The following is a 24,324-nucleotide window of genomic DNA, read 5'->3' as shown; positions in this document are numbered from 1 at the left end:
GGCCGTCCCGTGGATGAGGCGGTCGCAGTAGTCGCGGCGGAAGTCGGTGAAGGTCGCGCAGGGGTCGGGCACCTGGCGCGGCGGCCCTGAGGGGCGTCGCGGCGCTGGTGGCGCGTCCTGCCGCGGTACCGGCGGCCGATCGGCGACCCGTGGGGGTCCCTGTGGCCGGTCCGGAGCCTGCGACGGCTGTCCGGGCCGCGGCCGCTTCCCCTTTCCCCCTGGCGTGTCCTCACCGTCCGGCGTCCGGTGTCCTGCGCGGCTGCCTGAGGGCGTCGCGGGAGCTTGCGTCCCTGTGCGGGGGCTCCGGGAGGACGGGCCGCCCGCGTGGGATCCGCTCCCCGCGTGCTGCCCGCCGGCCGTCCTGGCCCCGTGCGGTTCCTCTCCGGAGGCGAGGGCGGCCGGCGCGGGGACCCGCTCGGTCCACCGGCTCTCGAAGGGCCCATCACGTTCGGTCCGCCCGCGATCAGGTGGTCCCACCGGCTCCGTCCACCGGCCCCCAGGTGGGCCGGCTGGGCCCGCGGACGGGCTGGAAGCCGGATGACCTGCGCGTTGACGCTGTTCGAATAATTCTCCGGGGTCGGGACGTCCTCCTGGGCGGGGCCCGGGCGCCGGGTGGGTCGCCGCGAGGGCGGCCGGGCGGGGTGATCGGGAGTCCGGATCGGGCGGTGCCGGCGGGGATCCCGCCGCCCCTGGAACGCTTCCGAGCGCGATGCCGAGCCCCAGAATCGCGAAGACCGCCGTCACGCCACCCAGAGCGGCGACAGTTCGACATGAGATCGGTCCAAGTGATGACAAGTCGTGATTCTTCCGTGATTGCGGTGCGGTAAATCGGCCTGTGGGGCTAGTGTGACGACCGCCCGCGGAAGCCGGAGCGCTTTCCCCCCGATAGGCCGCAGGAGTCATTTACATGGATCGGCACGACCGTCCGTCGCCGGGCCGCTACAACGAGTCCAGCCCCGTACCACCGCCCGAATACCTCACTTCCGAACCGCCCTCCCCCTCGGGCTCCCGGAAGCGCACCATTGTCATCAGCGCGGCGGTCGCCGTGTTCGCCGCCGCCGTCACCGCCGGAGGGGTCATCACGCTGACCGGCGGCTCGGACACCGTTAAGCCGCAGTCCTCCGAGCAGGGCACGGGCTCCGGCGAGGCCGCCGACGCAGGTTCCGAGGACGCCTCCACCGGCTCCGAGGACGCCTCCTCTGACGACGCCTCCTCTGGCGACGACGCCTCCTCCGAGGCCGCGGCCGGGTCCGCCGGCTCCGACTACGGCTCGGGGGGCGGGTCGAACGACTCCTCCGGCGGCTCCGGGGCGTCCGGCGACAGCGCGGGCACTCCGGTCGGCGCCAAGGCCGAGCCCGTCGGCGACTCCGAGAGCGCGAAGCGCAAGCCGAACGCCGGCACCGACACCATGCAGACCGAGGTACAGGGCGGCCCCGCGCCGGACGGGCCGGCCGGCTACGTCGAGCCCTACCCGCAGCAGCCGGGCCGGTTCTCGGGCCTGCGCCCCGACTTCGTGCCGGACCTCGGTCCGACCGCCGCGCCGCCGGCCACCCCCACGGCCAAGCCGTCGCCCTCCACGACGCCGAAGCCCAAGCCCAAGCCGAGCGCGAAGCCGACGGCCAAGCCCTCGCCGAAGCCGACGAAGACGTCGGCCGTCGTGGCGGCCGAGGACGAGGTGGCGCGCCTGACGAACATCGCCAGGCAGGAGCAGGGCTGCGGCCCGCTGCGCATCGACGAGAAGCTGCGCAAGGCCGCCCGCGGCCACTCCGACGACATGGCGGCCAAGGGGTACTTCGATCACACCTCGGCCGACGGGCGTTCCCCGTGGGACCGCATCAAGGCGGCCGGGTACAACTCCTCGATGTTCGCCGAGAACATCGCACGCGGCCAGGCGACCCCCGAAGCGGTGGTCAAGGGCTGGCTGAACAGTCCCGGTCACCGGGCGAACATCATGAACTGCAAGCTCAAGGCCATCGGCGTGGGCGTGCACTTCGGCAGTGGCGGCCCCTGGTGGACCCAGGACTTCGGCTCCGACTGATCCGCGCGGCCGGCCGGTCCCGAGGACCGGCCGGCCGAGGTTAGCCTGATCTTGTGCTTGTCGCCGCGGCCGTGTGCCCGCATCCTCCGCTGATCGTGCCCGAACTCGCGGGCGCGGCCTCGCCAGAGCTGGACGGCTTGCGCGAGGCCTGCGTGACGGCCATCCGATCGCTCGCCGGGTCGCGTCCGGACGTGCTCGTCGTGATCGGCGCCGCCGACGCGGCTCAGGTCCCGGCGGCGCCGGACGCGACGGCGCCGGAGGCGACCGCTTCTGAGGCGACGGCCTCCGAGCCGAAGGGGTCGCGGGCGGCGGTCTGGTACGGACCCGACGCGGGCGGCAGCCTCGCGCCCTGGGGCGCCGACGTCCGGGTCGGCGCCGGCAGGCCGGTGCTCCCGCTCTCTTTGACCGTCGGACGATGGCTCGCCGACCTGGCGGGGGCCGGCCCCGTCTCGGGGTACGAAGCGGTGCCGCCCGATGCCTCCTCCCTGATCTGCGCGCGCCTGGGCGCGGCGCTGGCGGTGCGCGGGCGGCGGGTCGCGCTGCTGGTCATGGGCGACGGCTCGGCGAAGCTCACTACCAACTCCCCCGGCTACCACGATCCGCGCGCCCAGGCATACGACGAGGAGCTCGCGCGGGCGCTCGGCGGCGCGGACGCGCCCGCCCTGGCGGCGCTCGATCCCGCCGAGGCCGCCGAGCTGTGGGTCGCGGGCCGGGCGGCGTTCCAGGTCCTCGCCGGCGCCGCCGCGGCGGAGGACCGGTTCCACGGCGAACTGCTCTACGATGACGCCCCCTACGGCGTCGGCTACCTTGTGGCGCGCTGGAGCCTCGGCTAGCCGCCCGCCCGATCGGGACGAGGACGCCTCCAGATGTGGTTACGGTGAAGGCAGGGGGACGGCGGCGGCCGTGCCGAGGACCCATAGCGCGCGGATGGACATGATCAGATGGTAGACGTCGCCTTCGGAAGCGTGCCGACACCGCTCGGTGACGTGCTGGCGGCCGTCACCCCGGACGGCGTGGTGGCGACCGCGTTCCAAGATGGAGACCTGGTCCGGCGCAAGCTGCTCGACCGACTCGGCGTTCCGGGCGTGGACGATCCCGGCCGCACCGCTCAGGCGCGCGAGGAGCTTGCCGAGTACTTCGCCGGGCGGCTCACGGCGTTCACGGTGCCGGTCGACTGGAGGCTGGTGTCCACGCTGCAACGGCGGGTGCTCGGCACGCTGCACGACACGGTCCCGTACGGCAAGGTGACGACGTACGGCGATCTGGCGGCGAGCAGCGGCGCGGGGGTGCCGGCGCGCGCCATCGGGTCGATCATGGGGAGCAATCCCATCCCGATCATCGTGCCCTGCCACCGCGTCGTCGCGGGCAACGGCCTCGGCGGGTTCAGCGGCGGCGACGGCGTCGACTCCAAGCGCTGGCTGCTGACCCTGGAGGGCTATCTCCCGCCGACCCTCGACTGGGAGCTGTAGTGGACCGAGGGGAAGGCCGGGAGCCGTGGTGAGCGAAGGCGCGATGGGCGAGAGGCGAGCCCGGCGGCCGGTCGTCGCCGTGGTCGGGCCCACCGCGGCCGGCAAGTCCGATCTGGCCGTGGACCTCGCCCTCCGGCTGGGCGGTGAGGCGATCAACGCCGACTCCATGCAGCTCTACCGCGGCATGGACATCGGCACGGCCAAGCTGTCCCTCGCCGAGCGGCGCGGCGTCCCGCACCACCTGCTGGACGTGTGGGACATGAGCGAGACGGCGAGCGTCGCCGAGTACCAGCGCATGGCCCGGCCGCTGATCGACGCCCTGCAGGCCGCGGGCACGGTGCCGGTGCTGGTGGGCGGCTCCGGCCTTTACGTGCGCGCGGCCCTGGACGACCTGGAGTTCCCCGGGACCGACCCCGGCATCCGGGCCAGGCTGGAGGCCGAGCTGGCGCAGGTCGGGCCCGAGGTGCTCCACCAGCGGCTGAAGGAGCGCGACCCGGTGGCGGCCGAGGCCGTGCTCGCGAGCAACGGCCGCCGCATCGTCCGCGCCCTGGAGGTCATCGAGCTCTCCGGGCGGCCCTTCTCGGCCACGATGCCGTCCTACGACGCGATCTACGACAGCGTGCAGATCGGGCTCCAGGTGCCCCGGCCGGTGCTCGACGAGCGCATCGCGCTCCGCGTGGACCGCATGTGGGAGGCCGGGTTCGTCGACGAGGTGCGGCTCCTCGCCGGGCGGGGGCTGCCCCAGGGCCGTACGGCCAGCAGGGCGCTCGGCTACGCGCAGGTGCTGCGGTTCCTCCAGGGGGAGTGGACCGAGGACCAGGCCCGGGAGGAGACGGTCAGGGCCACGCGCCGGTTCGCCCGGCGGCAGGAGTCGTGGTTCCGGCGCGACCCCAGGGTGAGGTGGCTGCCGTTCGACGCTCCCGACCTGCTCGAACAGGCCCTTGCGCTGGCCGGGGCGTAAGATGTGGCGACATGCGTTTCGTAAAGGGCCACGGCACAGATAACGACTTCGTCCTCCTTCCCGATCGTGACGGGAGCCTGGACCTCCCCACGTCACTGGTGACCGCGTTGTGCGACCGCCGCACCGGCATCGGCGCCGACGGAATTCTGCGCGTGGTGCCCGCGAAGCTCAGCCCAGAGGCGGTCGAGATCGCCGACCGGGCCCGCGAGGCGGGCGGCGCAGGCCGGCCCGGCGACGCCGAGTGGTTCATGGACTACCGCAACGCCGACGGCAGCGTGGCCGAGATGTGCGGCAACGGGCTGCGGGTCTTCGCGCGCTACCTGGTGGACGCCCGGCTGGCCGACCCCGGCGAGTTCGACGTCGTGACCCGCGCCGGCGTCCGCCGCGTGCGGCTGGGGCGCGACGGAGACGTCACGGTCGACATGGGCATGCCGCGGGTCCTCGGCGAGAGCCGGGCCACCGTCGGCACGGACGAGTACGACGGCCTCGTCATCGACATGGGCAATCCGCACCTGGCCTGCGTGACCGGCGACCCGGTGACCCGGTTGGACCTGACCTCTCAGCCCGGCTTCGACCCCGCGGTGTTCCCGCAGGGCGTCAACATCGAGCTGCTCAACGCGGTGGGCGAGCGCCGGGTCGTCATGCGGGTGTACGAGCGCGGAGCCGGTGAGACGCGTTCCTGCGGGACCGGATCGGTCGCCGCCGCGGTCGCCGCGGCTCGGCTCGGCGGTGAGGAGACCGGCGTCTGGCAGGTCGAGGTGCCGGGAGGGTTGCTGACGGTCACGCTCGAGAGGCACACCAGCCTGCTGACCGGGCCCGCCGTCCTGGTCGCCTCCGGCGACATTCCGGCCACATCGCTCATCTGACACCTCCAGCCGGCGGAGAGCCGGCTCAGAGGGTCTCCCCTCGTCAGGACGCCGCGAACTCATCCGTCGCGTTCCGTACTTCTGATCACCCGGGGACACCCGCTGCCCCACCGCACCGCCCGCATGTTTGGGTCATGCTCCGTGAACTGGCAGACTGACCTGCCATGGACGTGGACATCTGGGCCTGGGTCGCAGACACCCAGCGGCAACTGCACGAAGCGGGGAACACCGGGCTGGCCATCGCGCTGGGTGACCTGCCCGCGCAGGCTTTCGAGGGCCGGTACGCCCAGCTCGACGTGATGGCGCCGGCGGTCGCGCAGCAGGCCGAGGTGCTGGAGATGCCCTGGCTGGAGTTGTTCGCCCGCCACTGGCATCTGCTGAGCCGCATCGGCGACCGGGCCCAGGGCGCGGTCGCCCTCGGCGACGCCGAGGCTTTGATGGAGTTCGCGCGCCGCGAGGACGTCAAGGAGTGTCCCTCCGTGCCCGCGGCCGTCGAGGCGCTGGCCGTCTGCCAGGCCAACGTCGACGGCCCCGGCTACGCCGCCGAGCGGCTGGCCGCCCTCGGCGCCGCGCTCGACGGCCTGCGGCCCGGCTCTCCCGCCTACTGCGGGCTCGTCACGCAATACGTCTCCGCCCTGTCCGACGCGGGCGAGGTGGAGCAGGCGGTCACCTACTACGAGTCGGGGGTCGCCGGGCGCCGGGGTGCGGAAGGGCAGGTCAGCTGGGAGCTGGCGGCCTCGGGCGTGCGCGCCCTGCTCGCCGCCGGCCGCACCGAGGAGGCGCTGACCGAGCTCGACGCCGCCAAGGAGTTCCCGGCGGACGACCCGGTGGCCAAGGACCACAGGGAAGGCGTGCTGCGGGCGCTCGTGCTCGCCACGACCGGCCGTCCCGCCGAGGCGCTGGAGGCCCTTCCCGACCTCGACGTCGTCGGCGACCACCCGCGCGACTGGGTCGAGTGGGCGCGCGCCGTCCGGCTGCTCGGCGAGGTGATCAGCAACACCTGGCAGCTCGGCCGGGTCATGCGCCAGTGGATGACGTACTTCGAGACGATGGGCGTCCACCGCGGCAGGGTCGAGCTGGCCCTGATCGCCGGCGAGCTGGCGGTCGCGCGGCAGGGCATCTGGCAGGCCCGCGCGCTGGCCGATCTCGCCGAGTCGTGGCTGGGCGACCTGCGCACCACCGAGGGACTGCCCGAGCGGGTGGCCGCCCTGCGCGCCGCGGCCGACGCCGCCGCGCCGCTTCCGGCTCCCGGGCCGCAGGACGAGCTGGTCGCCTACTTCGACGCCGCCGACGGCCACAACGCCGACCCCGAGCGCTGGGTCGGCTGGCTCTGGCCGCTGTCGGGCACCGACCTTGAGGCCACGCGCCGCCACACCACGACGCTGGGCTTCCTCGGGTACGCGCCGCTGGGCGCCGACATCCTGTGGAAGACGATCGTCGAGGACGCCGACCCGGCCACCGCCGAGGAGGAGGACGTCGCCTACCTCACCGGCGTGCTGGTGGAGGCCGGCCAGGACGAGCGGCTGGAGCGGTTCGCGGCCATGCTGCCCGCCGCCTCCTCCCACCTGGCGCTGTCCAGGCTGCACCGCGCCCGCGAGCGCTGGTCGGAGACCGCCGCCGAGGCCGAGCGGTCGCTCGCCGCCGGCGCGGAGGGCACCGTAGCGCTGGAGGCCCGCCGCCTGCTCGCCGGAGCTGCCCAGCAGATCGGCGACAACGCCAAGGGCGCCGCCATCCTGCGCGACCTGGTCGAGTCGGACCAGGGCGAGGAGGAGGACGTCTGGCGCATGATCGTCATGGCGACGGCGGCCGAAGACTGGCCGCTCGTGCGCAAGGGCGCCGAGAAGCTCGGCATGCCGATCGAGTCGGCCGAGGGTCCGATCGAGGAGGAGTGGCACCTCGTCCGCGTCGTCCTGCCCGTCTCCGACGGCAGCCAGCGCGAGGTGCTGGCCGTGCGCACCGGCCCGGCCACCGCCCGGCTGCTCATCCCGCAGCCCCAGGGCATGGACTACAACGCCGGTGACGTCGTCGTCATCGACCCCCGCCCGCTCGAGCCGGTTCCCGAGAACGCGGAGGAGCAGGAGAGCTACGTCATCCCGTTCGCCGGCGTGGCGATGCTCCGCCCGGGCGGTTACACGAGCTGGTTCTTCGACGGCGCCGCGCCCAGCGAGGAGGACTGGACCGAGTTCAACGAGGTCATGGCCGAGCGCGGCTGGCCCATGTGGGTCTACAGCGACGAGAACTACTCGGTGACCCACCCCACCACCGGCGAGCGGCTCCAGGGCGTCTACGGCTGGATCGCCGTGCCGCCCGGCGTCGAGCCGGTCGAGGTCGACGCCCTGCTAGACGACGCCACCGAGCGGTGGAGCCATCCGCTGGCCTGGCTCGACCTGGCGCGGAGCGCCGGCATCGAGGTGGAGCGGCACGAACGCATCATGAAGGAGTACGGGCTCTAAGGCGTCGTGATGCTCGATCGGTTCAAGCTCGACGGCAAGGTCGCGATCGTCACCGGGGCCTCCTCGGGGCTGGGCGTGGCCTTCGCCCGCGGGCTGGCGGAGGCGGGCGCCGACATCGCGATCGGCGCCCGTCGTGAGGACAAGCTCGCGGAGACGCGGCGTCTGGTCGAGAAGACCGGGCGCCGTTGTGTCGCGGTCGCCACCGACGTCACCCGGCCGGAGGACTGCCAGGCCCTGGTCGAGGCGGCGGTCGACGGGCTCGGGGGCGTCGACATCCTGATCAACAACGCCGGCGTCGGCACCGCGGTCCCGGCGCTCCGGGAGACGCCCGAGGAGTTCCGGCAGGTCATCGACATCAACCTGAACGGCGCGTACTGGATGGCCCAGGCGTGCGCGAAGGTCATGCGTCCCGGGTCGTCGATCGTGAACATCGGCAGCGTGCTGGGGGAGACCACCGCGGGCCTGCCCCAGGCCGCCTACAGCGCGTCCAAGGCGGGCCTCATCGGCCTCACCCGCGATCTGGCGCAGCAGTGGACCGGGCGGCGCGGCATCCGGGTGAACTGCCTGGAGCCGGGCTTCTTCGAGTCGGAGATGACCGAGAGCTACCAGCCCGGCTACCTCGAACGGCAGCTGGATCAGCGCGTGCTCATGGCGCGGGCCGGTGATCCCATGGAGCTGGTCGCCGCCGCCGTCTTCCTCGCCTCCGACGCCGGCTCCTACGTCACGGGGGCGGTCCTGCCGGTGGACGGCGGATTCCTCACCTCGTGACCTTAATGGGCGATCTTTGGTCTATGCCGTAATCGCAGCTTTCTGGGGTAGTTGCTATACCTAGGTATTACTTTTCTTTTACCTGGGGGTGGCAGTGCGCCTGCGTAAATCTCGTGCGATCGCGGCCGGGATGATGACGGCCGTCGTGCTGGCGGGGTGCGGCCCCATCGAGGCCAAGGACATCGGCGCCGGCGGCGACACCGCGTCGGACGGGGGTGGCGGCGGTTCCACCGGCGTCAGCCCGCTGGACAATCCGAAGGGCACCGAGCGGGGCCTGGCCGCGATCAAGTCGGCCAAAGATCGCGCCGCGGCGGTCAAGATCATCGAGAAGGTGCAGACCAAGGGACGCGGCCCGAAGACCGGCTACGACCGGGACGAGTTCGGGTACGCGTGGGCCGACAACGCCGAGGAAATCCCGTTCGCGCACAACGGCTGTGACACCAGGAACGACATCCTCGCGCGTGACGGCGAGGACCTGAAGTACCGTTCCGGCTCCAAATGCGTCCTGGTGTCGATGACCCTGCACGATCCCTACACGGCCAAGACCATCGACTGGCGCAAGCAGGACGCCTCCGAGGTCCAGATCGACCATGTCATGCCGCTCTCCTACGACTGGCAGATGGGCGCGTCCCGGTGGAGCAAGGCCAAGCGGGTCCAGATCGCCAACGACCCGCTGAACCTCATGCCGGTCGACGGCTCGGCCAACTCCTCCAAGGGCGACTCCGGGCCCGCGACCTGGCTGCCCCCGTCCAAGGGCATCCGCTGCTCCTACGCCGTGCGCTTCGCCCAGGTCTCCCTGAAGTACGACCTGCCGGTCACGACCGCCGACAAGACGGCCATGCTCACCCAGTGCGAATGAGCGGCCCGCCGGTTCCCCGGACGGGCCGTCGATAGGCGGGCCATTCCCGCAGGCGGTGCCGGTCCCCGCGCCGTAGGGGGCCGCCGGGTCCCGGCCGTCGCCGGGACCCGGACCACCACTGTCAGTCGTCGTGCTTCTGGCGGAACTTCACGATCTTGCCGGTCCGCACCGAGATGTAGACGCGGTACTCGGCGCCGTGCTTGCGCAGCTCGACCTTCCAGACGCGTACGCCGTGCTCCCACTCGCGCTCGACCTCGGTGACCCGGGCGCCGGGGACGCGCTTCTTGGCGATCCTGATCGCCTGGCCGTAGGTGATGCTCGTGGCGGACGTGGCCGAGGAGCCCGTGGTCGCCGTGGAGGCCAGGGGGAGGCCGGACGTCGTGGACGTGGTGGAGGTCGTCGACGCCGTGCTCTGGAGCGCCGCCGAGGCCGACGCGGCCACGGTGCCGGTGGCGAGGACGGCGACGATCCCGGCGCCCGCGATGGTGAGCCGGGCCGTCTTGCTGATGCGCTTTGTGTTCGTCATGGGTCAAGATTCGCCGTGGCCCCGCTAAGCGCGCGCTGCGGCGACGTTAAGGGGTTCCTAAGATCGCCGAGGCGCGGTCACCTGGGCCGGCCGAGATCCAGCACGATCTTGGCGCCGCCGCCCGGGGCCGTGTCCAGCAGCAGGGCGCCACCCGAGCTCTCCGCGGTCCGCCGGGCGATGTCCAGGCCGAGCCCGGTCGAGCCCGCGCCGCTCCTGCCCCGTTCGAGGGGATGCCCAGGCCCCGGGCGGAGCCCGAAGCCCGGTCCTGAGTCGGCGATCTCCAGTCGTGCGCCGCCGGCCGCGGGCGTCAGCCGTACGGAGAAGGCGGCGCCCTCGGGGGTGTGGGCGAAGACGTTGCCCAGCAGCGCGTCGACGCAGGCCGACAGCTCGGCGGCGCTGACGGCCACGCTGAGCGGTCCCGGCGGGACGCCGACCTCCACCGGCCGGCCCTGGTCCTCGGCGAGGACCGACCAGAACCGCACGCGCTCGGCCACGACCTCCGCCGCGTCGCAGCTCGCCTGCTCGCGCGACCGGCGGCGCACGTCCGTGATCACCGAGGTCACCGCGCGTTCGAGCGCGTCGACGCGGCCGCCGAGCCGCGCGGCCTCCTCCGGGTCGGCCAGCGACTCGGCCTCCAGCCGCAGCCCGGTCAGCGGCGTGCGCAGCCGGTGGGAGATGTCGGCCGCCGTCTCACGCTCCTCGGCCAGCAGGTCGCTGATCCGCCCCGCGAGATGGTCCAGGGCGAGGCCCACGTCGCGTATCTCGGCGGGGCCGCCCGGCGTGGTCCGCGCGGCCAGGTCCCCGGCGGCGAGCCGGTGCGACACGCGGGCCAGCTCGCTCATCGGCCGGGTCAGCGCCAGAGCCAGGCGGTCGGCGACGAGGATGCCCACCCCGATCAGCGCGAGCCCTAGGAGCAGCATCCCGAGCCATACCTCGCGCACCCCGTGGCGCAGGTCGTCCTCGCCGAGGAACACGCGGACCACGGCCGTGCCGCCGGGAAGGCCCTGCACCGCGACCAGGACCTCCAGCCCGGACGGCGTCTCGGCCGTGAGGCTCTGCCCGCGCGCGGCCAGCCGCACCGCCGGTGATCGGGGAGCGGTGGCCCCGACGAGTTCCCCGCCGGGGAGGAACACGGTGATCGCGTGGCCGCTCGACGCGGAGGTGCGCTCGGCCGTCAGCGCGAGCCCGGCGGCGTCGGCGGTGCCGACGGACGCGGCGACCGACTGCGCCTCGGCCGTGGCCTGGGTGACCGCGCTGCTCTCCGCCAGCGCCCGGACCAGCAACCCCAGCGGCACGAGCAGGGCGATCAGCACCAGCGAGGTGGTGGCCGCCACGAGCAGCGCGAGCCAGCGCCTCATGACGGTTCGACCAGCTTGACGCCGACGCCGCGCACGGTCTGCAGGTAACGCGGCTCCTGGGCGGTCTCTCCCAGCTTGCGCCGCAGCCACGACAGGTGGACGTCGACGGTCTTGTCGGCTCCGCCGTAGGGAACCTGCCACACCTCGGTGAGCAGCTCGCGTTTCGTCACCACCTCGCCGGAGCGGACGGCCAGGTAGTGCAGCAGGTCGAACTCGCGTGGCGTGAGGTCCAGCGGCGCCCCGCCGAGGACGGCCTCGCGGCTGCGCGGGTCGAGGCGCAGGTGGCCCACGGTCACCGAGGAGTCGGTGCGGCTGTCGGCGGTGCGGCGCAGCACGGCGCGGACGCGCGCGTCCAGCTGGGCGGCGCTGAAGGGCTTGACCACGTAGTCGTCGGCCCCGGCGTCCAGCAGGCGCACCATCTCGGTGTCGCCGTCCCGCGCGGTGGCGACGATCACCGGGACGCGGCTGACGGCCCTGAGCATCCGCAGCATCTCGGTGCCGTCCAGGTCGGGCAGGCCGAGGTCGAGGACGACCAGGTCGGGGCGCTCGGCGACGGCCAGGCGCAGCCCTTCCAGCGCGGTGGGGGCGGAGGAGACGGCGTGACCGCGGTCACGCAGTCCTCGCATGAGAGCGGTGCGGATCGTCGCGTCATCCTCGACGAGCAGGACATTGGCCATGTGCGGTTAGGGTAACGGGTCGCGAGACATCGGCATAAGCCCGTTATCTTGCCCTTAACCCCGTTTTAGGGTCCGGCCAGAGAGGATCAGCGCATGAACCGGCGCCCGCTTCTGGTCGTGTCCGGCTGGCTGGTCGCCGCGCTCGTGGCCACCGGGGCCGGCGTCGTCGTGACCACCTTCCTCGGAGACGTGGTCACCGGCTCGGCGACCCGCGCGCTCTCGCCCGCCGAGGTGCGGCGGGCCCTGGCCGCCGCGTCCCCGTTCCCGGGACCTTCGGCCTCCACCTCACCGTCCTCCCTGGCGTCCCCCTCGCGGTCCCCTTCCGCCACGGCGGCCCCGTCCGGCGGGACCGGTGCCGGCTCGGGAGGCAGCAAGGTCATCCCGGCGCGCGGGGGAGTGGTGGTGGCCCGCTGCGACGGCGGGCTGGTCACCCTGCAGTCCTGGACGCCCGCCCAGGGGTACGAGGTGAAGGACGTGGAGCGGGGGCCCCGCGACAAGGTGCGGGTGAGGTTTGAGGGGGACGACGCCAGGACCGAGATCGAGATCCGGTGTTCCGGCGGCCGCCCCGTCTCCACGGTCAGGAACGACTGACCTGGCCATCCACAGGGTCTGCGTCCACAGGTCAGGGGGCGCTCTCTGTCCACAGGCCTGGGGCGGCTCGGGAGCTCTGTCCACAGGAGTCGCCGGACGGGCCTTGATCATGGTGCGGTGTGCTCTAGGATCGGCCGACCGTAAAGCGCGAGTAAAGGCGGATGGCGATGAGCGCACGCAAGAGCACCGGTGACCAGGCACAGGGCGGGAGGCGGGGCGGGCGGCTTCTGCTCAGAGGCGTGCTGCTCGCCGTCATCGCCATCGTGGTCCTCGGCTTCCTCGCGACCGGCTGCACGAAGGTCAGCACGGCGCCCGACGAGGTCAGGCTGCACTACGCCGGCGGCCCCTTCGAGGCGATCAAGTTCACCAAGTGCATCAGTCCCTCGAGCGGGGCGACGTTCCTCGGCCCGGGCGACACCTCCTACTCCTATCCCTTCGGCCAGCGCACGTTCGACTTCTCCGGCACCGAGGACTCCGAGTCCAAGCCGATCAGCATCGTCTCCAAGGACAACGTCGAGCTGCAGGTCGCGGGGTCGGCGACGTTCACGCTCAACACCTCCTGCGAGACCCTCCGCCGGTTCCACGAGAAGATCGGGCTGAAGTACGGGGCGTATTTCGACGGCGGGGAGTCCACCGGCTGGCGCCGGATGCTCAACTTCTACTTCAAGCAGCCGCTGGACCGGGCGATGGACGCGGCCTCGCAGGAGTTCGAGTGGAAGAAGCTGTTCAACGACCCGAACGCCAAGCAGCAGTGGGAGCAGCGGGTCGGCCAGCTCGCCCGGCAGTTCATCAAGGAGACGGCCGGTGAGGACTACTTCTGCCAGCCCAACTACGGCGGCACCGGTGAGTGCGGCGATGTGGCGCTGACCATCCAGAAGCCCGAGCCGCCGCAGTCCCTGATCGACGCGCTCGCCGCCGAGCAGGCCGCCAAGCAGCAGAACCTCGCGCAGCAGCAGATCAACACCAAGGTCAAGACCGAGCTCGAGTCCATCAAGGACCTGGTGAAGGTGCTCGGGCCGCAGGGGGCGATCCTCTGGAAGGCCATCCAGGACGGCAGGGTCCAGGTCGTGCCGGTGCCGCAGGGTGGGGCGATCAACATCACTCCGCAGTCACGCTGATCCCGCACAACCCCCCGGCGTTATAGAGGCATATGTCCAGATATCGGCAAGCTTGGGGGTCCGCCGGGGCGGGGAGCGCATGCTGGTGGAAGTATGCCCATATAGGGGATCGCAGCGTTGGTGGGGGGTCTGTGATGTCGGAACGTGGTCGCTACCCTGATGGGGCACCCTGCTGGCCCGAGCTGACCACTCAAGATGTCCCGGGCGCCGTCCGCTTCTACCGAGACGTCTTCGGCTGGACCTGCCAGGATCTCGGGCCCCGGTACTGGCACTACACGATGTGCCTCGTGGACGGCATGGCGGTCGCGGCCATCACCCCTCCCGCGGTCGGTCTGGAGTCCATCGAGCCGGCGTGGAACACCTACTTCGCCACCTCCGACGTCGAGGCCTCGGCCGTGCGGGTCGAGGCCAACGAGGGCAAGCTGGTCATCCTGCCGACCACCATGCCCGACCAGGGGCGGTTCGCCGTGGCCGCCGATCCCGAAGGGACGCTGTTCGGGCTGTGGCAGGCGGGAACCCACTACGGTTCCCGCCTGTACGGGGACATCGGCGCGATGTGCTGGAACGAGGTCAACGCCAGGAACGCCCGCGGGACGGACCAGTTCTACCGGGCGCTGTTCGGGTACCAGCAGGTGCAGATCGGCGACGGCATCGACTTCGACTACGTCGTGTGGGTGATCCGCGACCAGCCGGTCTGCGGGCGGCTGCGGGTCCCCTACGAGGCGGAAGGGCTCTCCCCGCACTGGCAGCTCTACCTCAGGGTGACCGACTGCGCCGCGGCACTCGACCGCGTCGTGCGCGGAGGCGGCTCGGTGCTCGTCTCGGAGCACGAGTCACCACACGGCCCGATCGCCGTGGTCGCCGACCCCTTCGGCGCCGACTTCGCCATCTGCCAACACGCCCCCGGCGCCCACCCCATAGGCACCTCCCACCTGATGCTCTAGCGCTGTCTGGTGACCTTCATCCGGGTGCCTTCCCCTCTCCGCCCGCTGTGGGCTGACATGTTCGGGGGCCGCGGCGGCGAGGAGGGGTGCGGTTAAGTCAGCGCCGGGTTCGCCATTTGTCGGCATGCCCGGGGAGCGCACCCGGCAGGTGCCTCGCCGCTCGTGGCCTAGCGCTGTTGGGTCACCTTCGCCGGGTCTCATGATCTAGTGCGTCCTTCACGCCCTGGGAGTCCGCCCGGTAGGTGCCTCGCCGCTCATGAGCTAGCGCTGTTCGGTCACCGTCACCGGGGTGCCTTTCCTCCTCCGACTGGTGTGGGGCTGATGGGTTCGGCGCCGGGGCGGCGGGGAGTGGTGTGGTGAAGGCGGCGCCGTCGTACGGTGGGCGACCTGGTGACCGTTCGTGGCACCCCTAGCGGTCTGATCGGCTGGGTCAGCGGGGTGGTGAGACGTCGGCGCCGAAGTCGGCCGCGATGCTGCGCATCGCCCGGGCCAGCTCCTCCCGGTCGAGCGCCTCCATGCGCTCAACGGGGCCCGAGATCGACATGCTCGCGATCACCCGGCTGCCGTCGCGGACGGGCACGGCCAGGCAGTGCACGCCGAGCTCCTCCTCGCCGAAGTCCATGCCGTACCCCTGCGCCCGCACCGTCTCCAGTTCGACGAGCATCGCCTCCACCGACGTGATGGTGTGCTCCGTACGGCGAGGCAGGCCCGTGCGCCGCAGGATGTCCCCCGCGTCCACCCGATCGGCGAGCAGCACCTTGCCCACCGCGGTGCTGTGCGGCAGCACCCGGCGGCCCACCTCCGCGAACATCCGCAGCCGCCGCGGAGACGCCGCCTGGGCCACGTAGACCACGAAATCGCCCTCCAGCACCGCGAGGTTCGCCGTCTCCCCGGACAGCGCGACCATCTTCTCCAGGTGCGGCTGCGCCCACACGCCGACCATGCGCTCCGCGGCGCCGCCGAGCCGGACCAGGGCACCGCCCAGCGCGTACCGGCGGTCGGACTCCTGCCGGACGTACCCGCGGCTCAGCAGGGCCTGCAGCAGCCGGTGGATCGTCCCGTACGGCAGCCCGGTGCGCGCGGCGATCTCCGACAGGCCCGCCTCACCACCCTGATCGGCCAGTGCCTCCAGCACGTCCAGCGCCCGGTCGACACTCTGGACGGTGCTCACTGCGCTCGCTCCGCGCTCGTGGGGCCACTCGTATGCTCCCGGGCGCGGCCGAGGGTGGTGGGGGGCAGGCCGCGGAGGGAGGCGTCGAGGACTTCGGCGGTGTGGGCGACGCGGATCCGCTCGCCCCGCCTGCGCGCGGCGGCGGCGATCTGCATCGTGCAGCCGGGGTTGGCGGAGACCAGGAGGTCCGCCCCGACGCTCAGCACCTGCTCGGCCTTGCGATCGCCCAGGTCCCGGGCCGCCAGCGGCTGGAACAGGTTGTAGGTGCCCGCGGAGCCGCAGCACATCGCCGCGTCCGGCACCTCTCTGAGCCTGAGACCGGGGATGGTGGCGAGCAGTGCCCGAGGCTGTGCGCGGATGCCTTGGGCGTGGGCCAGGTGGCACGCGTCGTGGTAGGCGACGGTGACCGGCAGGGGATGCCGCTCGGCGACCGGACCCAGCTCCGCGAGGAACTCGGCGAGGTCGGCGAAGCGCAGCGCGCGCGCCCTGGCGGCCCAGGCGGGATCTGCGGCGAGCAACTCGGCGTACTCCTTGGTGCTGGACCCGCATCCCGCGGCGTTGACGATCACGGTGTCCACGCCCGCGCGCTCGAAGGTCTCGATCGTCCGGCGGGCGAAACCCGCCGCCTCCTCCGCCCGCCCGGAGTGGACCGACAGCGCGCCGCAGCACCCCTGCCCGGGAGGGATGACGACCTCGCAGCCTTCCATCGCCAGCACCCGCACCGTGGCGGCGTTGACGCCGGGGAAGAACTCGCCCTGGACGCACCCGGTGAGCACCCCGACGGTCGCTCGCCGCTCCCCCCGGGCCGCCACACGGCGCGGGAGCCGTACCCTGCGGGTGACCGGCGGGGCCAGCTCGGCCATGGCGGCGAGGCGCGGGTCCAGCCGTTCCAGCAGGGGGCGCAGGCGCGGTGTGAGCCTCTCGCCGAGCCGCAGCGGCAGGCGCAGCGCCCGAAGCCGCCGGGGGTAGGGGAACAGCCCGAAGACCAGCGCGCGGAAGGCGCGGTCGGCCACCGGCCGCCGATGGACCCGCTCCACCTCGGCTCTCGCCGACTCGATCAGCCGGTCGTACTGCACGCCGGACGGGCAGGCGCTGACGCACGCCATGCAGCCCAGGCACGCGTCGAAGTGGCCCGCCATCTCCGGGGTCAGCGCGGTGCCCTCGACGTACTGCTTCATCAGGTGGATGCGGCCCCGGGGGGAGTCCATCTCCTCGCCCCACAGGGTGTAGGTGGGGCAGGCGGGCAGGCAGAACCCGCAGTGCACGCAGTCGTTGATCAGCTCGGGGTTCATGGCCGTCGGCTCCTCACACGCGTTCTCCGCCCCCGGACGGCGGCCCGCCACCGGCCGGCCGGCCCTCTGACGGCGTCTCACCAGCGGACGGCCGGCCCGCTGACGGCGGCCCGCCACCGGATTGCCTCCCGCTGGACGGCGGTATGCCGGGGAGCCGTCCCGGTGACAGGCGCTCCTCGGGGTCGAAGCGCTCCTTCACCCGCCGCATGAGCGTGGCGGCCCCGACCGGCCCCCAGCGGTCGAGCCGGGAGGCCGCGTCCGGGGGAGCGGTCCACACCACCAGTCTCCCGCCGTGGGCGGCCAGGCCGGAACGGAGCCCGGACACGAAGCGCTCCGCCTGCTGGGCGTGGGTGTCCCCGGGCAGCGCGACATGCAGGACCGCCGAGACGACCGACCCCCGGACGCGGACGGGGACGTCCCCCGCTTCCCGCGCCGAGCGGGCCACCTGGGCCAGTGCCTGAACGGCCGCGCCGGGCGGGACGCGCATCTCCAGCAGGAACTCCTCGCCGGGCAGCCGCCCCCACCAGGCGGGCGGCTCGAAGGCGATCGACGGCGCGCCGCCCCGCGAATCGCCGGCGTCGGCAGGGAGCCGGCAGGCCGCGCCGACGCCGGCCGCCGATTCCCCGCCGGTGCCGCCCACCGGCTCGCCGGCGGTCTTGCCAAGGCCCAGCGACGCGACGGCGGCCTTGGCGCGCTCGCCGGCGGCGACGCCCTCGAACAGGGCGGCGATCGACAGGGGTGCGTCTACGCCGGGCCAGTCGATCTCCACCGCGCTCGGCTCGGCCTGCGAGGCGGCGAGCGCGGCGAGATCGGGGAGGCCGTCCAGGCCGGGCGCCGTGAGGCCGATCCACGCGCGCGAGGACGGCAGCGGGTGGAGGCGGAACGTCGCCTCGGTGATGACGCCGAGCGTGCCCTGGGAGCCGGTGAACAGCTTCCCGAGGTCGTAGCCGGCGACGTTCTTGACGACCTTGCCGCCGGACCGGGCGATCGTTCCGTCGGCGAGGACGACCGTGATGCCGATCAGCAGGTCGCGCGCGGTGCCGTACCGCAGGCGGCGGGGACCGGCGGTGGCGGCGGCGAGGGTGCCGCCGATGGTGGCCCCCTCGAAGGGGATGTCGAGGGCGAGCTCCTGCCCGGCGCCGGCGAGGGCGGCGGCGAGCGCCTCGGTCCGCACCCCCGCCTCGACGCGCGCGACCAGGTCACCGGCGGCGTGCTCGAGGATCCGGTCCAGGCGGCGGGTGCGCAGGAGCAGGTCGCATCGGCGGGGCGGCGGGCCCCAGCCGAGTTTGGTGCCCCCGCCGGCCGGGACCACGGTGAGCCCGTGCTCGGCGGCGGCCCGCATGACGGCGGCCACCTCGGAGGTGGAGCCGGGCAGGGCGACCCAGCGGGGCGCGACCCCGGCGACCGCGTCCTCGGGGAGGGCCTCGCGGATCGTCACGCCGATGGCGGCCAGGGCCTTCGCGGGGGGAAGGGCCATCAGAACAGCTCCGCCTCTCCGGAGGCCACCAGGGGATGCACGCCCTTGCGCACGCCGGGGGCCTCGCCGCACAACCGGGGCGTGGGGAAGATCTTGCCGGGGTTGGACAGGTTCTTCGGGTCGAAGGCGCAGCGGACGAGCTGCATGGTGTCCAGGTCCTCCGGGGTGAACATCTTCGGCATATAGCGGGACTTATCTACACCTACTCCATGTTCCCCGGTGATCGACCCGCCGTGCGCGATGCACAGGTCGAGGATCTCGCCCGACACCCGCTCGGCGCGCTCGCCCGCCCCCTCCTCGGCGTCGTCGAACAGCACCAGGGGGTGCAGGTTGCCGTCTCCCGCGTGGAACACGTTGGCCACGCGGATGCCGTACCGCGCGGACAGCTCCTCGATGCCCGCGAGCACCTTGGGCAGGGCGGTCCTCGGCACGACCCCGTCCTGCACCAGGTAGGCGGGGCTGATCCGCCCCACGGCCGCGAACGCCGACTTGCGTCCCTTCCAGATCGCCGCCCGCTCCGCCGGGTCGTCGGCGATCCGCAGCTCGAAGGCGCCGGTCTCGCGGCAGAGGGCCTCGACCCGCGCGAACTGGTGGGCGACCTCCGCCTCCGGCCCGTCCAGCTCGACGATCAGCACGGCTCCCGCCCCGGCGGGGTATTCGCAGCGCACCGCGGCCTCGGCGGCCTCGATGGCCAGCGCGTCCATCATCTCGATCGCGGCGGGGACGATGCCCGCGCCGATGATCGCCGACACGGCCCGCCCGCCCGACTCGACGTCCCTGAACGCCGCGAGCAGCGTGGTCACCACCTCGGGGGCGCGTGACAGCCGTACAGTGATCTTGGTGGCGATGCCGAGGGTGCCTTCGGAGCCGATGAAGGCGCCGAGCAGGTCGTAGCCGGGATCCATCGCGTCGAGCTGGACGATCTCGCCGTCCGGGGTGACCAGCTCGAGCGCCAGCACGTGGTTGACCGTGAAGCCGTACTTCAGGCAGTGCGCGCCGCCGGAGTTCTCGGCGATGTTGCCCCCGATGGAGCAGACCTGCTGGCTGGAGGGGTCGGGTGCGTAGTAGTAGCCGTACGGGCGGGCCGCCTCGCTGATGGCGAGGTTGGTCACGCCCGGCTCCACGACGGCCCGCCGGTTGTCCACGTCGATCTCGATGATCCGGCGCATGCGGGAGGTCACGATCAGCACGCCGTCCGCGCGCGGCAGGGCCCCGCCGGACAGGCCGGTCCCCGAGCCGCGCGCCACGAACGGCGTGCCCGTCTCGTCGCACACCCGCACCACCGCCGCCACCTGCTCCGCCGTCTCGGGGAGCACGACGATGGCGGGGGTCGCGCGGTGGTAGGTGAGGCCGTCGCACTCGTAGGTGCGCAGCCGCACCGGGTCGGTGATCACTCCGTTCGGACCCAGGATCGGCAGGAGGCGGCCGGACAGCTCGGCCTGTGCCGGTGTCATGGCATCCGAGCGTACGCCGGGGTGGTGAGGAAGTCGGCGAAGTCGTCGTCCAGGGCGACCTCCTTGAACAGCTCGGCGGCCTGCTCGTACAGGGACGCGTCGAAGCCCGGCTCCTTGCGGATCTTCTCCAGCTCCTCGGCGATGATGCGCTCCACCAGCGCCTTGGTCACCACCTCACCGGTGTCGGCGAGTTCGATGTCGTTGTGGATCCACTGCCAGATCTGCGAGCGCGAGATCTCGGCCGTGGCGGCGTCCTCCATGAGGTTGTGGATCGCCACGGCGCCGCTCCCGCCCATCCACGCGGCCAGGTAGCGCAGCGCCACGTCGACGTTGTTGCGCAGGCCCGCCTCGGTGATGTCGCCGGGCGTCTTGGAGACGGAGAGCAGGTCGCCGGCCGAGACCGAGACGTCCTCGCGGAGCCGGTCGAGCTGGTTCGGCTTCTCGCCGAGGACGGAGTCGAAGACCTCCTGGCAGATCGGCACGAGATCGGGGTGCGCGACCCAGGACCCGTCGAAGCCGTCGCCGGACTCGCGCGTCTTGTCCGCGCGCACCTTCTCCAGGGCGACCTTGTTCACCTCGGGGTCGCGCCGCGAGGGGATGAACGCGGCCATACCGCCGATCGCGTGCGCGCCGCGCCGGTGACAGGTGCGCACCAGCAGTTCGGTGTAGGCGCGCATGAACGGGGCGGTCATGGTCACCGCGTTGCGCTCGGGCAGCAGGAACTCCCGGCCGCGGGTGCGGAACTTCTTGATGACGCTGAAGAGGTAGTCCCAGCGGCCGGCGTTGAGCCCGGCGGAGTGGTCGCGCAGCTCGTAGAGGATCTCGTCCATCTCGAAGGCGGCCGGGTAGGTCTCGATGAGCACGGTCGCCCTGATGGTGCCGTGCGGGATGCCGAGCAGCTCCTGGGCGCGGGTGAACACGTCGTTCCAGAGGCGGGCCTCCAGGTGCGACTCCATCTTGGGCAGGTAGAAGTAGGGGCCGCGCCCCTTGTCGAGCTGCCGCTGGGCGCTGTGGAAGAAGTAGAGGCCGAAGTCGAAGATCGAGGCGGAGAACGGCCTGCCGTCCACCAGCACGTGCTTCTCGGTCAGGTGCCAGCCGCGGGGGCGGACCACGATCGTGGCGAGCTCCTCGTCGGGCCGCAGGGCGTACCGCTTGCCCCCGGACTCGAAGTCGATCGTGCGGTCGAGCGCGTCGCGCAGGTTGAGCTGGCCGTTGACGACGTTCTCCCAGAGCGGGGAGTTGGCGTCCTCGAAGTCGGCGAGCCAGACCTTGGCGCCCGAGTTGAGGGCGTTGATGGTCATCTTCCGGTCGACCGGGCCGGTGATCTCGACCCGCCGGTCCTCCAGGCCCGGCGCGGGGGCGGCCACCCGCCAGGAGTCGTCCTCCCGGACGGCCTTGGTCTCGGGCAGGAAGTCGAGCGTGCCGCCGGCGGACAGCTCGGCCTGGCGGGCCTGCCGGGCCTCCAGCAGCTCCCGCCTGCGGCCGTCGAACTCCCGCTGCAGGGTGGCCACGAAGCCCAGGGCCTCCGGGGTGAGGATCTCGTCGAAGCGGTCCAGCGAGGGACCGGTGATCTCAACGCTTGCCATGGCCATCCTTTCCACTATGCGGAAAAATGCTTCTGAATTGTGGAATCGACGCTACTCGACGCCCAACTCAGGGGTCAACGCCGGGTAGGCCTGAGGGATCCCTAGGGGATGCCTCGGGGCGTTCCCCGATGGGCGCGGACGCCCGCGGGGAGCAACCTTGGACCATGACGAAGCCGACGACGCCCCCCGTGAATACCTCCCCTCGTACCGTTGCCCCACGCCAGATGGCGGGGCCCAGACGGGCGATCGCCGCCGCGGCCCTGCTCGGCGCGGGACTGCTGCTCACCGGCTGCGGCCTGACCGACATCGCGGCCCCGACGAAGGAGGAGAAGAACGTCTACGACGTGACCGAGAAGACCCCCGTGCTGCACGTCGAGAGCGGCTCAGGAGAGATCCTGGTCACCGAGTCCGACCGCACCGGTTTCCACGTGACCGAGACGCTGCACTGGAAGAGCGACAAGCCCGTCACCCGGCACCCCGTCGAAGGCGACACCCTCAAGCTCGGCTACGACTGTCCCAATGAGAACTGGACGTGCGACGTCGACTACGCGATCGAGGTCCCGCGCGGCGTCCAGGTCAAGCTGAAGACCGGGTCCGGCGACATCACCCTGCGGGCGCTGTCCGGAAGGTTCGACGCCGACACCGGATCGGGCACGATCGACGCCAACGGGCTGGGCGGCAAGCAGGCGGTCGCGAAGACCGGCTCCGGCGACGTCGACCTGCGCTTCACCGCCGTCCCCGACAACGTCGACGTCCGCACCGGGTCGGGAACCGGTGTCGTGCACGTGCCGCAGGGCGCCTACGACGTCAACCTGAGCACCGGGTCCGGCGAGAAGAAGATCGATGTCACCGACGACGACTCCTCCTCCCGCAGCATCGTCGTCAAGACCGGATCGGGCGACGCCAAGGTGCTCAAGACCTGAGGACGCGACGGCGCACGACCTCGGGCGGACGAGGTGCCCACGACGCGGCTCTCACGGTACGAGGGGAGGTGCCCACGACGCGGCGCTCACGGTACGAGGGGGCGGGACCGTGGCGTGTCGGATTCCGAGGGCGATATCCAGGTGAATTCGTGTGCTCGATCGTGGCACCATCGGGGAAGACATCGGCGGGGGCTCAGTGTTGAACAGTATGAACGGTGAGCCCCAAAAGCGATGGGCCCCACGAGCGCTGAGGAGCGCGACCATAGCCACAGAGAAGACGTATATGTACAACGAGTCCTACGACGACCAGGCCACGGGTGACTACGAACTCGAGGAGCGGCAGGCACTCCGGCGCGTGGCCGGTCTGTCGACCGAACTCGAGGACATCACCGAAGTCGAATACCGGCAGCTCCGCCTGGAGCGGGTCGTCCTGGTCGGGGTCTGGACCGGCGGCACCGTCATCGACGCGGAGAACTCCCTGGCGGAGCTCAAGCTCCTCGCCGAGACCGCGGGCTCGCAGGTCCTCGAAGGGCTCATCCAGCGGCGCCAGCGCCCGGACACCGCCACCTACATCGGGTCGGGCAAGGCCGCGGAGCTGCGCGACATCGTGGTCTCCACCGGCGCCGACACCGTGATCTGCGACGGCGAGCTGACCCCGGGCCAGCTCCGCCAGCTTGAGGAGGTCGTGAAGGTCAAGGTCATCGACCGCACGGCCCTCATCCTCGACATCTTCGCCCAGCACGCCAAGAGCCGCGAGGGCAAGGCACAGGTCGAGCTGGCCCAGCTCAGCTACTTGCTGCCGCGCCTGCGAGGCTGGGGTGGCAACCTGTCCCGCCAGGTCGGCGGCCGGGCCGCCGGAGGCGTCGGCATCGGAGGCCGCGGCCCCGGTGAGACGAAGATCGAGCTGGACCGTCGCCGCATCCGCGAGCGCATGGCCAAGCTGCGCCGGCAGATCAGCGGCATGTCCACGGCCCGCGAGACCATGCGGTCCCGCAGGACGCGGCGCGAGGTGCCGTCGGTGGCGATCGCCGGGTACACCAACGCCGGCAAGTCGTCCCTGCTGAACCGGCTGACCGGTGCCGGCGTGCTCGTGGAGGACTCCCTGTTCGCCACGCTCGATCCGACCGTGCGCCAGGCCCGTACGCCCGACGGCAGGCTGTTCACGCTCGCCGACACGGTCGGGTTCGTACGGCACCTGCCGCACCAGCTCGTCGAGGCGTTCCGTTCCACGCTGGAGGAGGTCGGCGACGCCGACCTGATCCTGCACGTCGTGGACGGCTCGCACCCCGATCCCGAGTCCCAGCTGGCAGCCGTGCGGGAGGTGTTCGCCGACATCGACGGCGTGCGCGACATCCCCGAGATCGTGGTGGTCAACAAGGCCGATGCCGCCGACCCGGTGGCGCTGGCCCGGCTGGCCACGCGGGAGCGTCACAGCATCGTCGTCTCGGCCCGCACCGGCGCCGGCATCGACGACCTGCTCGCCGCCATCGAGCGGGAGCTTCCCCAGCTCGACCACGAGGTCCACCTGCTGGTCCCGTACGAGCGGGGAGATCTCATCGCCCGAGCGCACAAGGAGGGGGAGGTGCTGTCGCTCGACCACACGGCCGACGGCACCGTCCTGCACGCGCGCGTGCCGGCCGCTCTGTACGCCGAGCTCGACCGCGTCGCCAAGCCGGTCGAGACCGTCTGACCCGCGGCCGGCGGGGCCGGTCTCGCGTGACCCCGGCGGGGGGGCGGGGCCCCCCCCCGGGCCCCCCCCCCCCCCCCCGCCCCCGCGCACGCACGGCCCCCCC

The 24,324-nt window shown here is 72.4% G+C and carries 21 protein-coding genes; 13 read left to right on the top strand and 8 right to left on the bottom strand.

The window, feature by feature from the left end:
* Window positions 1-907: 907 nt before the first annotated feature.
* From MYF83_RS11790 to MYF83_RS11755, 8 genes are all read left to right on the top strand, one after another.
* Window positions 908-2,038 (top strand): CAP domain-containing protein, encoded by a 1,131-nt coding sequence (locus MYF83_RS11790; RefSeq protein WP_248960302.1) that lies wholly within the window; start codon window positions 908-910, stop codon window positions 2,036-2,038.
* A gap of 53 nt (window positions 2,039-2,091) precedes the next feature.
* Window positions 2,092-2,871 carry a class III extradiol dioxygenase subunit B-like domain-containing protein gene (locus tag MYF83_RS11785; protein WP_248960301.1) on the top strand — a complete coding sequence of 260 codons (780 nt, stop codon included), beginning with the start codon at window positions 2,092-2,094 and terminating at the stop codon, window positions 2,869-2,871.
* A gap of 108 nt (window positions 2,872-2,979) precedes the next feature.
* Window positions 2,980-3,507, top strand: a complete 528-nt coding sequence (locus MYF83_RS11780; protein WP_248960300.1) for a methylated-DNA--[protein]-cysteine S-methyltransferase — start codon at window positions 2,980-2,982, stop codon at window positions 3,505-3,507.
* A 43-nt stretch (window positions 3,508-3,550) separates the two neighbouring features.
* The gene (gene miaA, locus MYF83_RS11775) at window positions 3,551-4,468 is read left to right on the top strand and encodes a tRNA (adenosine(37)-N6)-dimethylallyltransferase MiaA (protein WP_248960429.1); all 918 of its coding nucleotides are present in this window, start codon (window positions 3,551-3,553) and stop codon (window positions 4,466-4,468) included.
* Window positions 4,469-4,479: 11 nt separating this feature from the next.
* Entirely contained in the window at window positions 4,480-5,334 is an 855-nt protein-coding gene (gene dapF / locus MYF83_RS11770) for a diaminopimelate epimerase (RefSeq protein ID WP_248960299.1), read from the top strand.
* Window positions 5,335-5,498: 164 nt separating this feature from the next.
* Complete coding sequence (locus tag MYF83_RS11765; RefSeq protein ID WP_248960298.1) at window positions 5,499-7,787, top strand: tetratricopeptide repeat protein; 2,289 nt, start codon at window positions 5,499-5,501, stop codon at window positions 7,785-7,787.
* 9 nt (window positions 7,788-7,796) lie between these two features.
* Window positions 7,797-8,555: an SDR family NAD(P)-dependent oxidoreductase gene (locus MYF83_RS11760; RefSeq protein WP_248960297.1), complete on the top strand. Its 759-nt coding sequence runs from the start codon at window positions 7,797-7,799 to the stop codon at window positions 8,553-8,555.
* Window positions 8,556-8,649: 94 nt separating this feature from the next.
* Window positions 8,650-9,414, top strand: a complete 765-nt coding sequence (locus tag MYF83_RS11755) for an HNH endonuclease family protein (RefSeq protein ID WP_248960296.1) — start codon at window positions 8,650-8,652, stop codon at window positions 9,412-9,414.
* Between the two features lie 121 nt (window positions 9,415-9,535).
* Here MYF83_RS11755 and MYF83_RS11750 read toward each other — a convergent pair whose 3' ends face one another.
* From MYF83_RS11750 to MYF83_RS11740, 3 genes are all read right to left on the bottom strand, one after another.
* Window positions 9,536-9,940, bottom strand: coding sequence for a PepSY domain-containing protein (locus MYF83_RS11750; RefSeq protein ID WP_248960295.1), 405 nt, complete (start codon window positions 9,938-9,940; stop codon window positions 9,536-9,538).
* Window positions 9,941-10,017: 77 nt separating this feature from the next.
* Window positions 10,018-11,298, bottom strand: coding sequence for a sensor histidine kinase (locus tag MYF83_RS11745; protein WP_248960294.1), 1,281 nt, complete (start codon window positions 11,296-11,298; stop codon window positions 10,018-10,020).
* Complete coding sequence (locus MYF83_RS11740; protein WP_248960293.1) at window positions 11,295-11,975, bottom strand: response regulator transcription factor; 681 nt, start codon at window positions 11,973-11,975, stop codon at window positions 11,295-11,297. The genes MYF83_RS11745 and MYF83_RS11740 overlap by 4 nt, the downstream gene beginning before the upstream one ends.
* 93 nt (window positions 11,976-12,068) lie before the next feature.
* Here MYF83_RS11740 and MYF83_RS11735 point away from each other — a divergent pair, with 93 nt between their 5' ends.
* From MYF83_RS11735 to MYF83_RS11725, 3 genes are all read left to right on the top strand, one after another.
* Window positions 12,069-12,566 carry a superantigen-like protein SSL4 gene (locus MYF83_RS11735; RefSeq protein WP_248960292.1) on the top strand — a complete coding sequence of 166 codons (498 nt, stop codon included), beginning with the start codon at window positions 12,069-12,071 and terminating at the stop codon, window positions 12,564-12,566.
* Window positions 12,567-12,733: 167 nt separating this feature from the next.
* Window positions 12,734-13,684, top strand: coding sequence for an SPFH domain-containing protein (locus MYF83_RS11730; protein WP_248960291.1), 951 nt, complete (start codon window positions 12,734-12,736; stop codon window positions 13,682-13,684).
* Window positions 13,685-13,818: 134 nt separating this feature from the next.
* Entirely contained in the window at window positions 13,819-14,628 is an 810-nt protein-coding gene (locus MYF83_RS11725; RefSeq protein ID WP_248960290.1) for a VOC family protein, read from the top strand.
* 430 nt (window positions 14,629-15,058) lie between these two features.
* On the opposite strand, the gene MYF83_RS43705 is transcribed toward MYF83_RS11725, so the two are convergent.
* The 5 genes from MYF83_RS43705 to aceB are packed head-to-tail and all read right to left on the bottom strand — an operon-like array spanning window position 15,059 to window position 21,614.
* Complete coding sequence (locus MYF83_RS43705) at window positions 15,059-15,799, bottom strand: IclR family transcriptional regulator (protein ID WP_248960289.1); 741 nt, start codon at window positions 15,797-15,799, stop codon at window positions 15,059-15,061.
* The gene (locus tag MYF83_RS11715) at window positions 15,796-17,091 is read right to left on the bottom strand and encodes a (Fe-S)-binding protein (RefSeq protein WP_248960288.1); all 1,296 of its coding nucleotides are present in this window, start codon (window positions 17,089-17,091) and stop codon (window positions 15,796-15,798) included. Before MYF83_RS11715 ends, MYF83_RS43705 begins: the two co-directional genes overlap by 4 nt.
* Before the next feature lie 13 nt (window positions 17,092-17,104).
* Window positions 17,105-18,568, bottom strand: a complete 1,464-nt coding sequence (locus MYF83_RS11710; protein WP_248960287.1) for an FAD-binding oxidoreductase — start codon at window positions 18,566-18,568, stop codon at window positions 17,105-17,107.
* Complete coding sequence (locus MYF83_RS11705; protein WP_248960286.1) at window positions 18,568-20,022, bottom strand: FAD-linked oxidase C-terminal domain-containing protein; 1,455 nt, start codon at window positions 20,020-20,022, stop codon at window positions 18,568-18,570. Before MYF83_RS11705 ends, MYF83_RS11710 begins: the two co-directional genes overlap by 1 nt.
* On the bottom strand, window positions 20,019-21,614 hold the full coding sequence (gene aceB / locus MYF83_RS11700; protein ID WP_443729293.1) for a malate synthase A: 1,596 nt from the start codon (window positions 21,612-21,614) through the stop codon (window positions 20,019-20,021). The genes MYF83_RS11705 and aceB overlap by 4 nt, the downstream gene beginning before the upstream one ends.
* Window positions 21,615-21,832: 218 nt before the next feature.
* On the opposite strand from aceB, the gene MYF83_RS11695 reads away from it, so the two are divergent.
* On the top strand, window positions 21,833-22,531 hold the full coding sequence (locus MYF83_RS11695) for a DUF4097 family beta strand repeat-containing protein (RefSeq protein ID WP_248960284.1): 699 nt from the start codon (window positions 21,833-21,835) through the stop codon (window positions 22,529-22,531).
* Window positions 22,532-22,814: 283 nt separating this feature from the next.
* Window positions 22,815-24,221, top strand: coding sequence for a GTPase HflX (gene hflX, locus MYF83_RS11690; RefSeq protein ID WP_248960283.1), 1,407 nt, complete (start codon window positions 22,815-22,817; stop codon window positions 24,219-24,221).
* The last annotated feature ends 103 nt before the right edge of the window (window positions 24,222-24,324 follow it).

It is taken from the genome of Sphaerisporangium perillae, assembly GCF_023276435.1.
Lineage (GTDB): Bacteria > Actinomycetota > Actinomycetes > Streptosporangiales > Streptosporangiaceae > Sphaerisporangium > Sphaerisporangium perillae.
The sequence above is the reverse complement of the archived record's forward strand: the minus strand, read 5'-3'. Positions and strand labels throughout refer to the sequence as shown.

What these genes read in the sequence shown, in the direction of transcription:
- MYF83_RS11790 (WP_248960302.1), top strand. Translation starts at nt 908, where the DNA reads ATGGATCGGCACGACCGTCCGTCGCCGGGCCGCTACAACGAGTCCAGC.
- MYF83_RS11780 (WP_248960300.1), top strand. Translation starts at nt 2,980, where the DNA reads ATGGTAGACGTCGCCTTCGGAAGCGTGCCGACACCGCTCGGTGACGTG.
- miaA (WP_248960429.1), top strand. Translation starts at nt 3,551, where the DNA reads ATGGGCGAGAGGCGAGCCCGGCGGCCGGTCGTCGCCGTGGTCGGGCCC.
- dapF (WP_248960299.1), top strand. Translation starts at nt 4,480, where the DNA reads ATGCGTTTCGTAAAGGGCCACGGCACAGATAACGACTTCGTCCTCCTT.
- MYF83_RS11765 (WP_248960298.1), top strand. Translation starts at nt 5,499, where the DNA reads ATGGACGTGGACATCTGGGCCTGGGTCGCAGACACCCAGCGGCAACTG.
- MYF83_RS11760 (WP_248960297.1), top strand. Translation starts at nt 7,797, where the DNA reads ATGCTCGATCGGTTCAAGCTCGACGGCAAGGTCGCGATCGTCACCGGG.
- MYF83_RS11750 (WP_248960295.1), bottom strand. Translation starts at nt 9,940, where the DNA reads ATGACGAACACAAAGCGCATCAGCAAGACGGCCCGGCTCACCATCGCG.
- MYF83_RS11745 (WP_248960294.1), bottom strand. Translation starts at nt 11,298, where the DNA reads ATGAGGCGCTGGCTCGCGCTGCTCGTGGCGGCCACCACCTCGCTGGTG.
- MYF83_RS11740 (WP_248960293.1), bottom strand. Translation starts at nt 11,975, where the DNA reads ATGGCCAATGTCCTGCTCGTCGAGGATGACGCGACGATCCGCACCGCT.
- MYF83_RS11735 (WP_248960292.1), top strand. Translation starts at nt 12,069, where the DNA reads ATGAACCGGCGCCCGCTTCTGGTCGTGTCCGGCTGGCTGGTCGCCGCG.
- MYF83_RS11730 (WP_248960291.1), top strand. Translation starts at nt 12,734, where the DNA reads ATGAGCGCACGCAAGAGCACCGGTGACCAGGCACAGGGCGGGAGGCGG.
- MYF83_RS11725 (WP_248960290.1), top strand. Translation starts at nt 13,819, where the DNA reads ATGTCGGAACGTGGTCGCTACCCTGATGGGGCACCCTGCTGGCCCGAG.
- MYF83_RS11715 (WP_248960288.1), bottom strand. Translation starts at nt 17,091, where the DNA reads ATGAACCCCGAGCTGATCAACGACTGCGTGCACTGCGGGTTCTGCCTG.
- MYF83_RS11710 (WP_248960287.1), bottom strand. Translation starts at nt 18,568, where the DNA reads ATGGCCCTTCCCCCCGCGAAGGCCCTGGCCGCCATCGGCGTGACGATC.
- MYF83_RS11705 (WP_248960286.1), bottom strand. Translation starts at nt 20,022, where the DNA reads ATGACACCGGCACAGGCCGAGCTGTCCGGCCGCCTCCTGCCGATCCTG.
- aceB (WP_443729293.1), bottom strand. Translation starts at nt 21,614, where the DNA reads ATGGCCATGGCAAGCGTTGAGATCACCGGTCCCTCGCTGGACCGCTTC.
- MYF83_RS11695 (WP_248960284.1), top strand. Translation starts at nt 21,833, where the DNA reads ATGGCGGGGCCCAGACGGGCGATCGCCGCCGCGGCCCTGCTCGGCGCG.
- hflX (WP_248960283.1), top strand. Translation starts at nt 22,815, where the DNA reads ATGTACAACGAGTCCTACGACGACCAGGCCACGGGTGACTACGAACTC.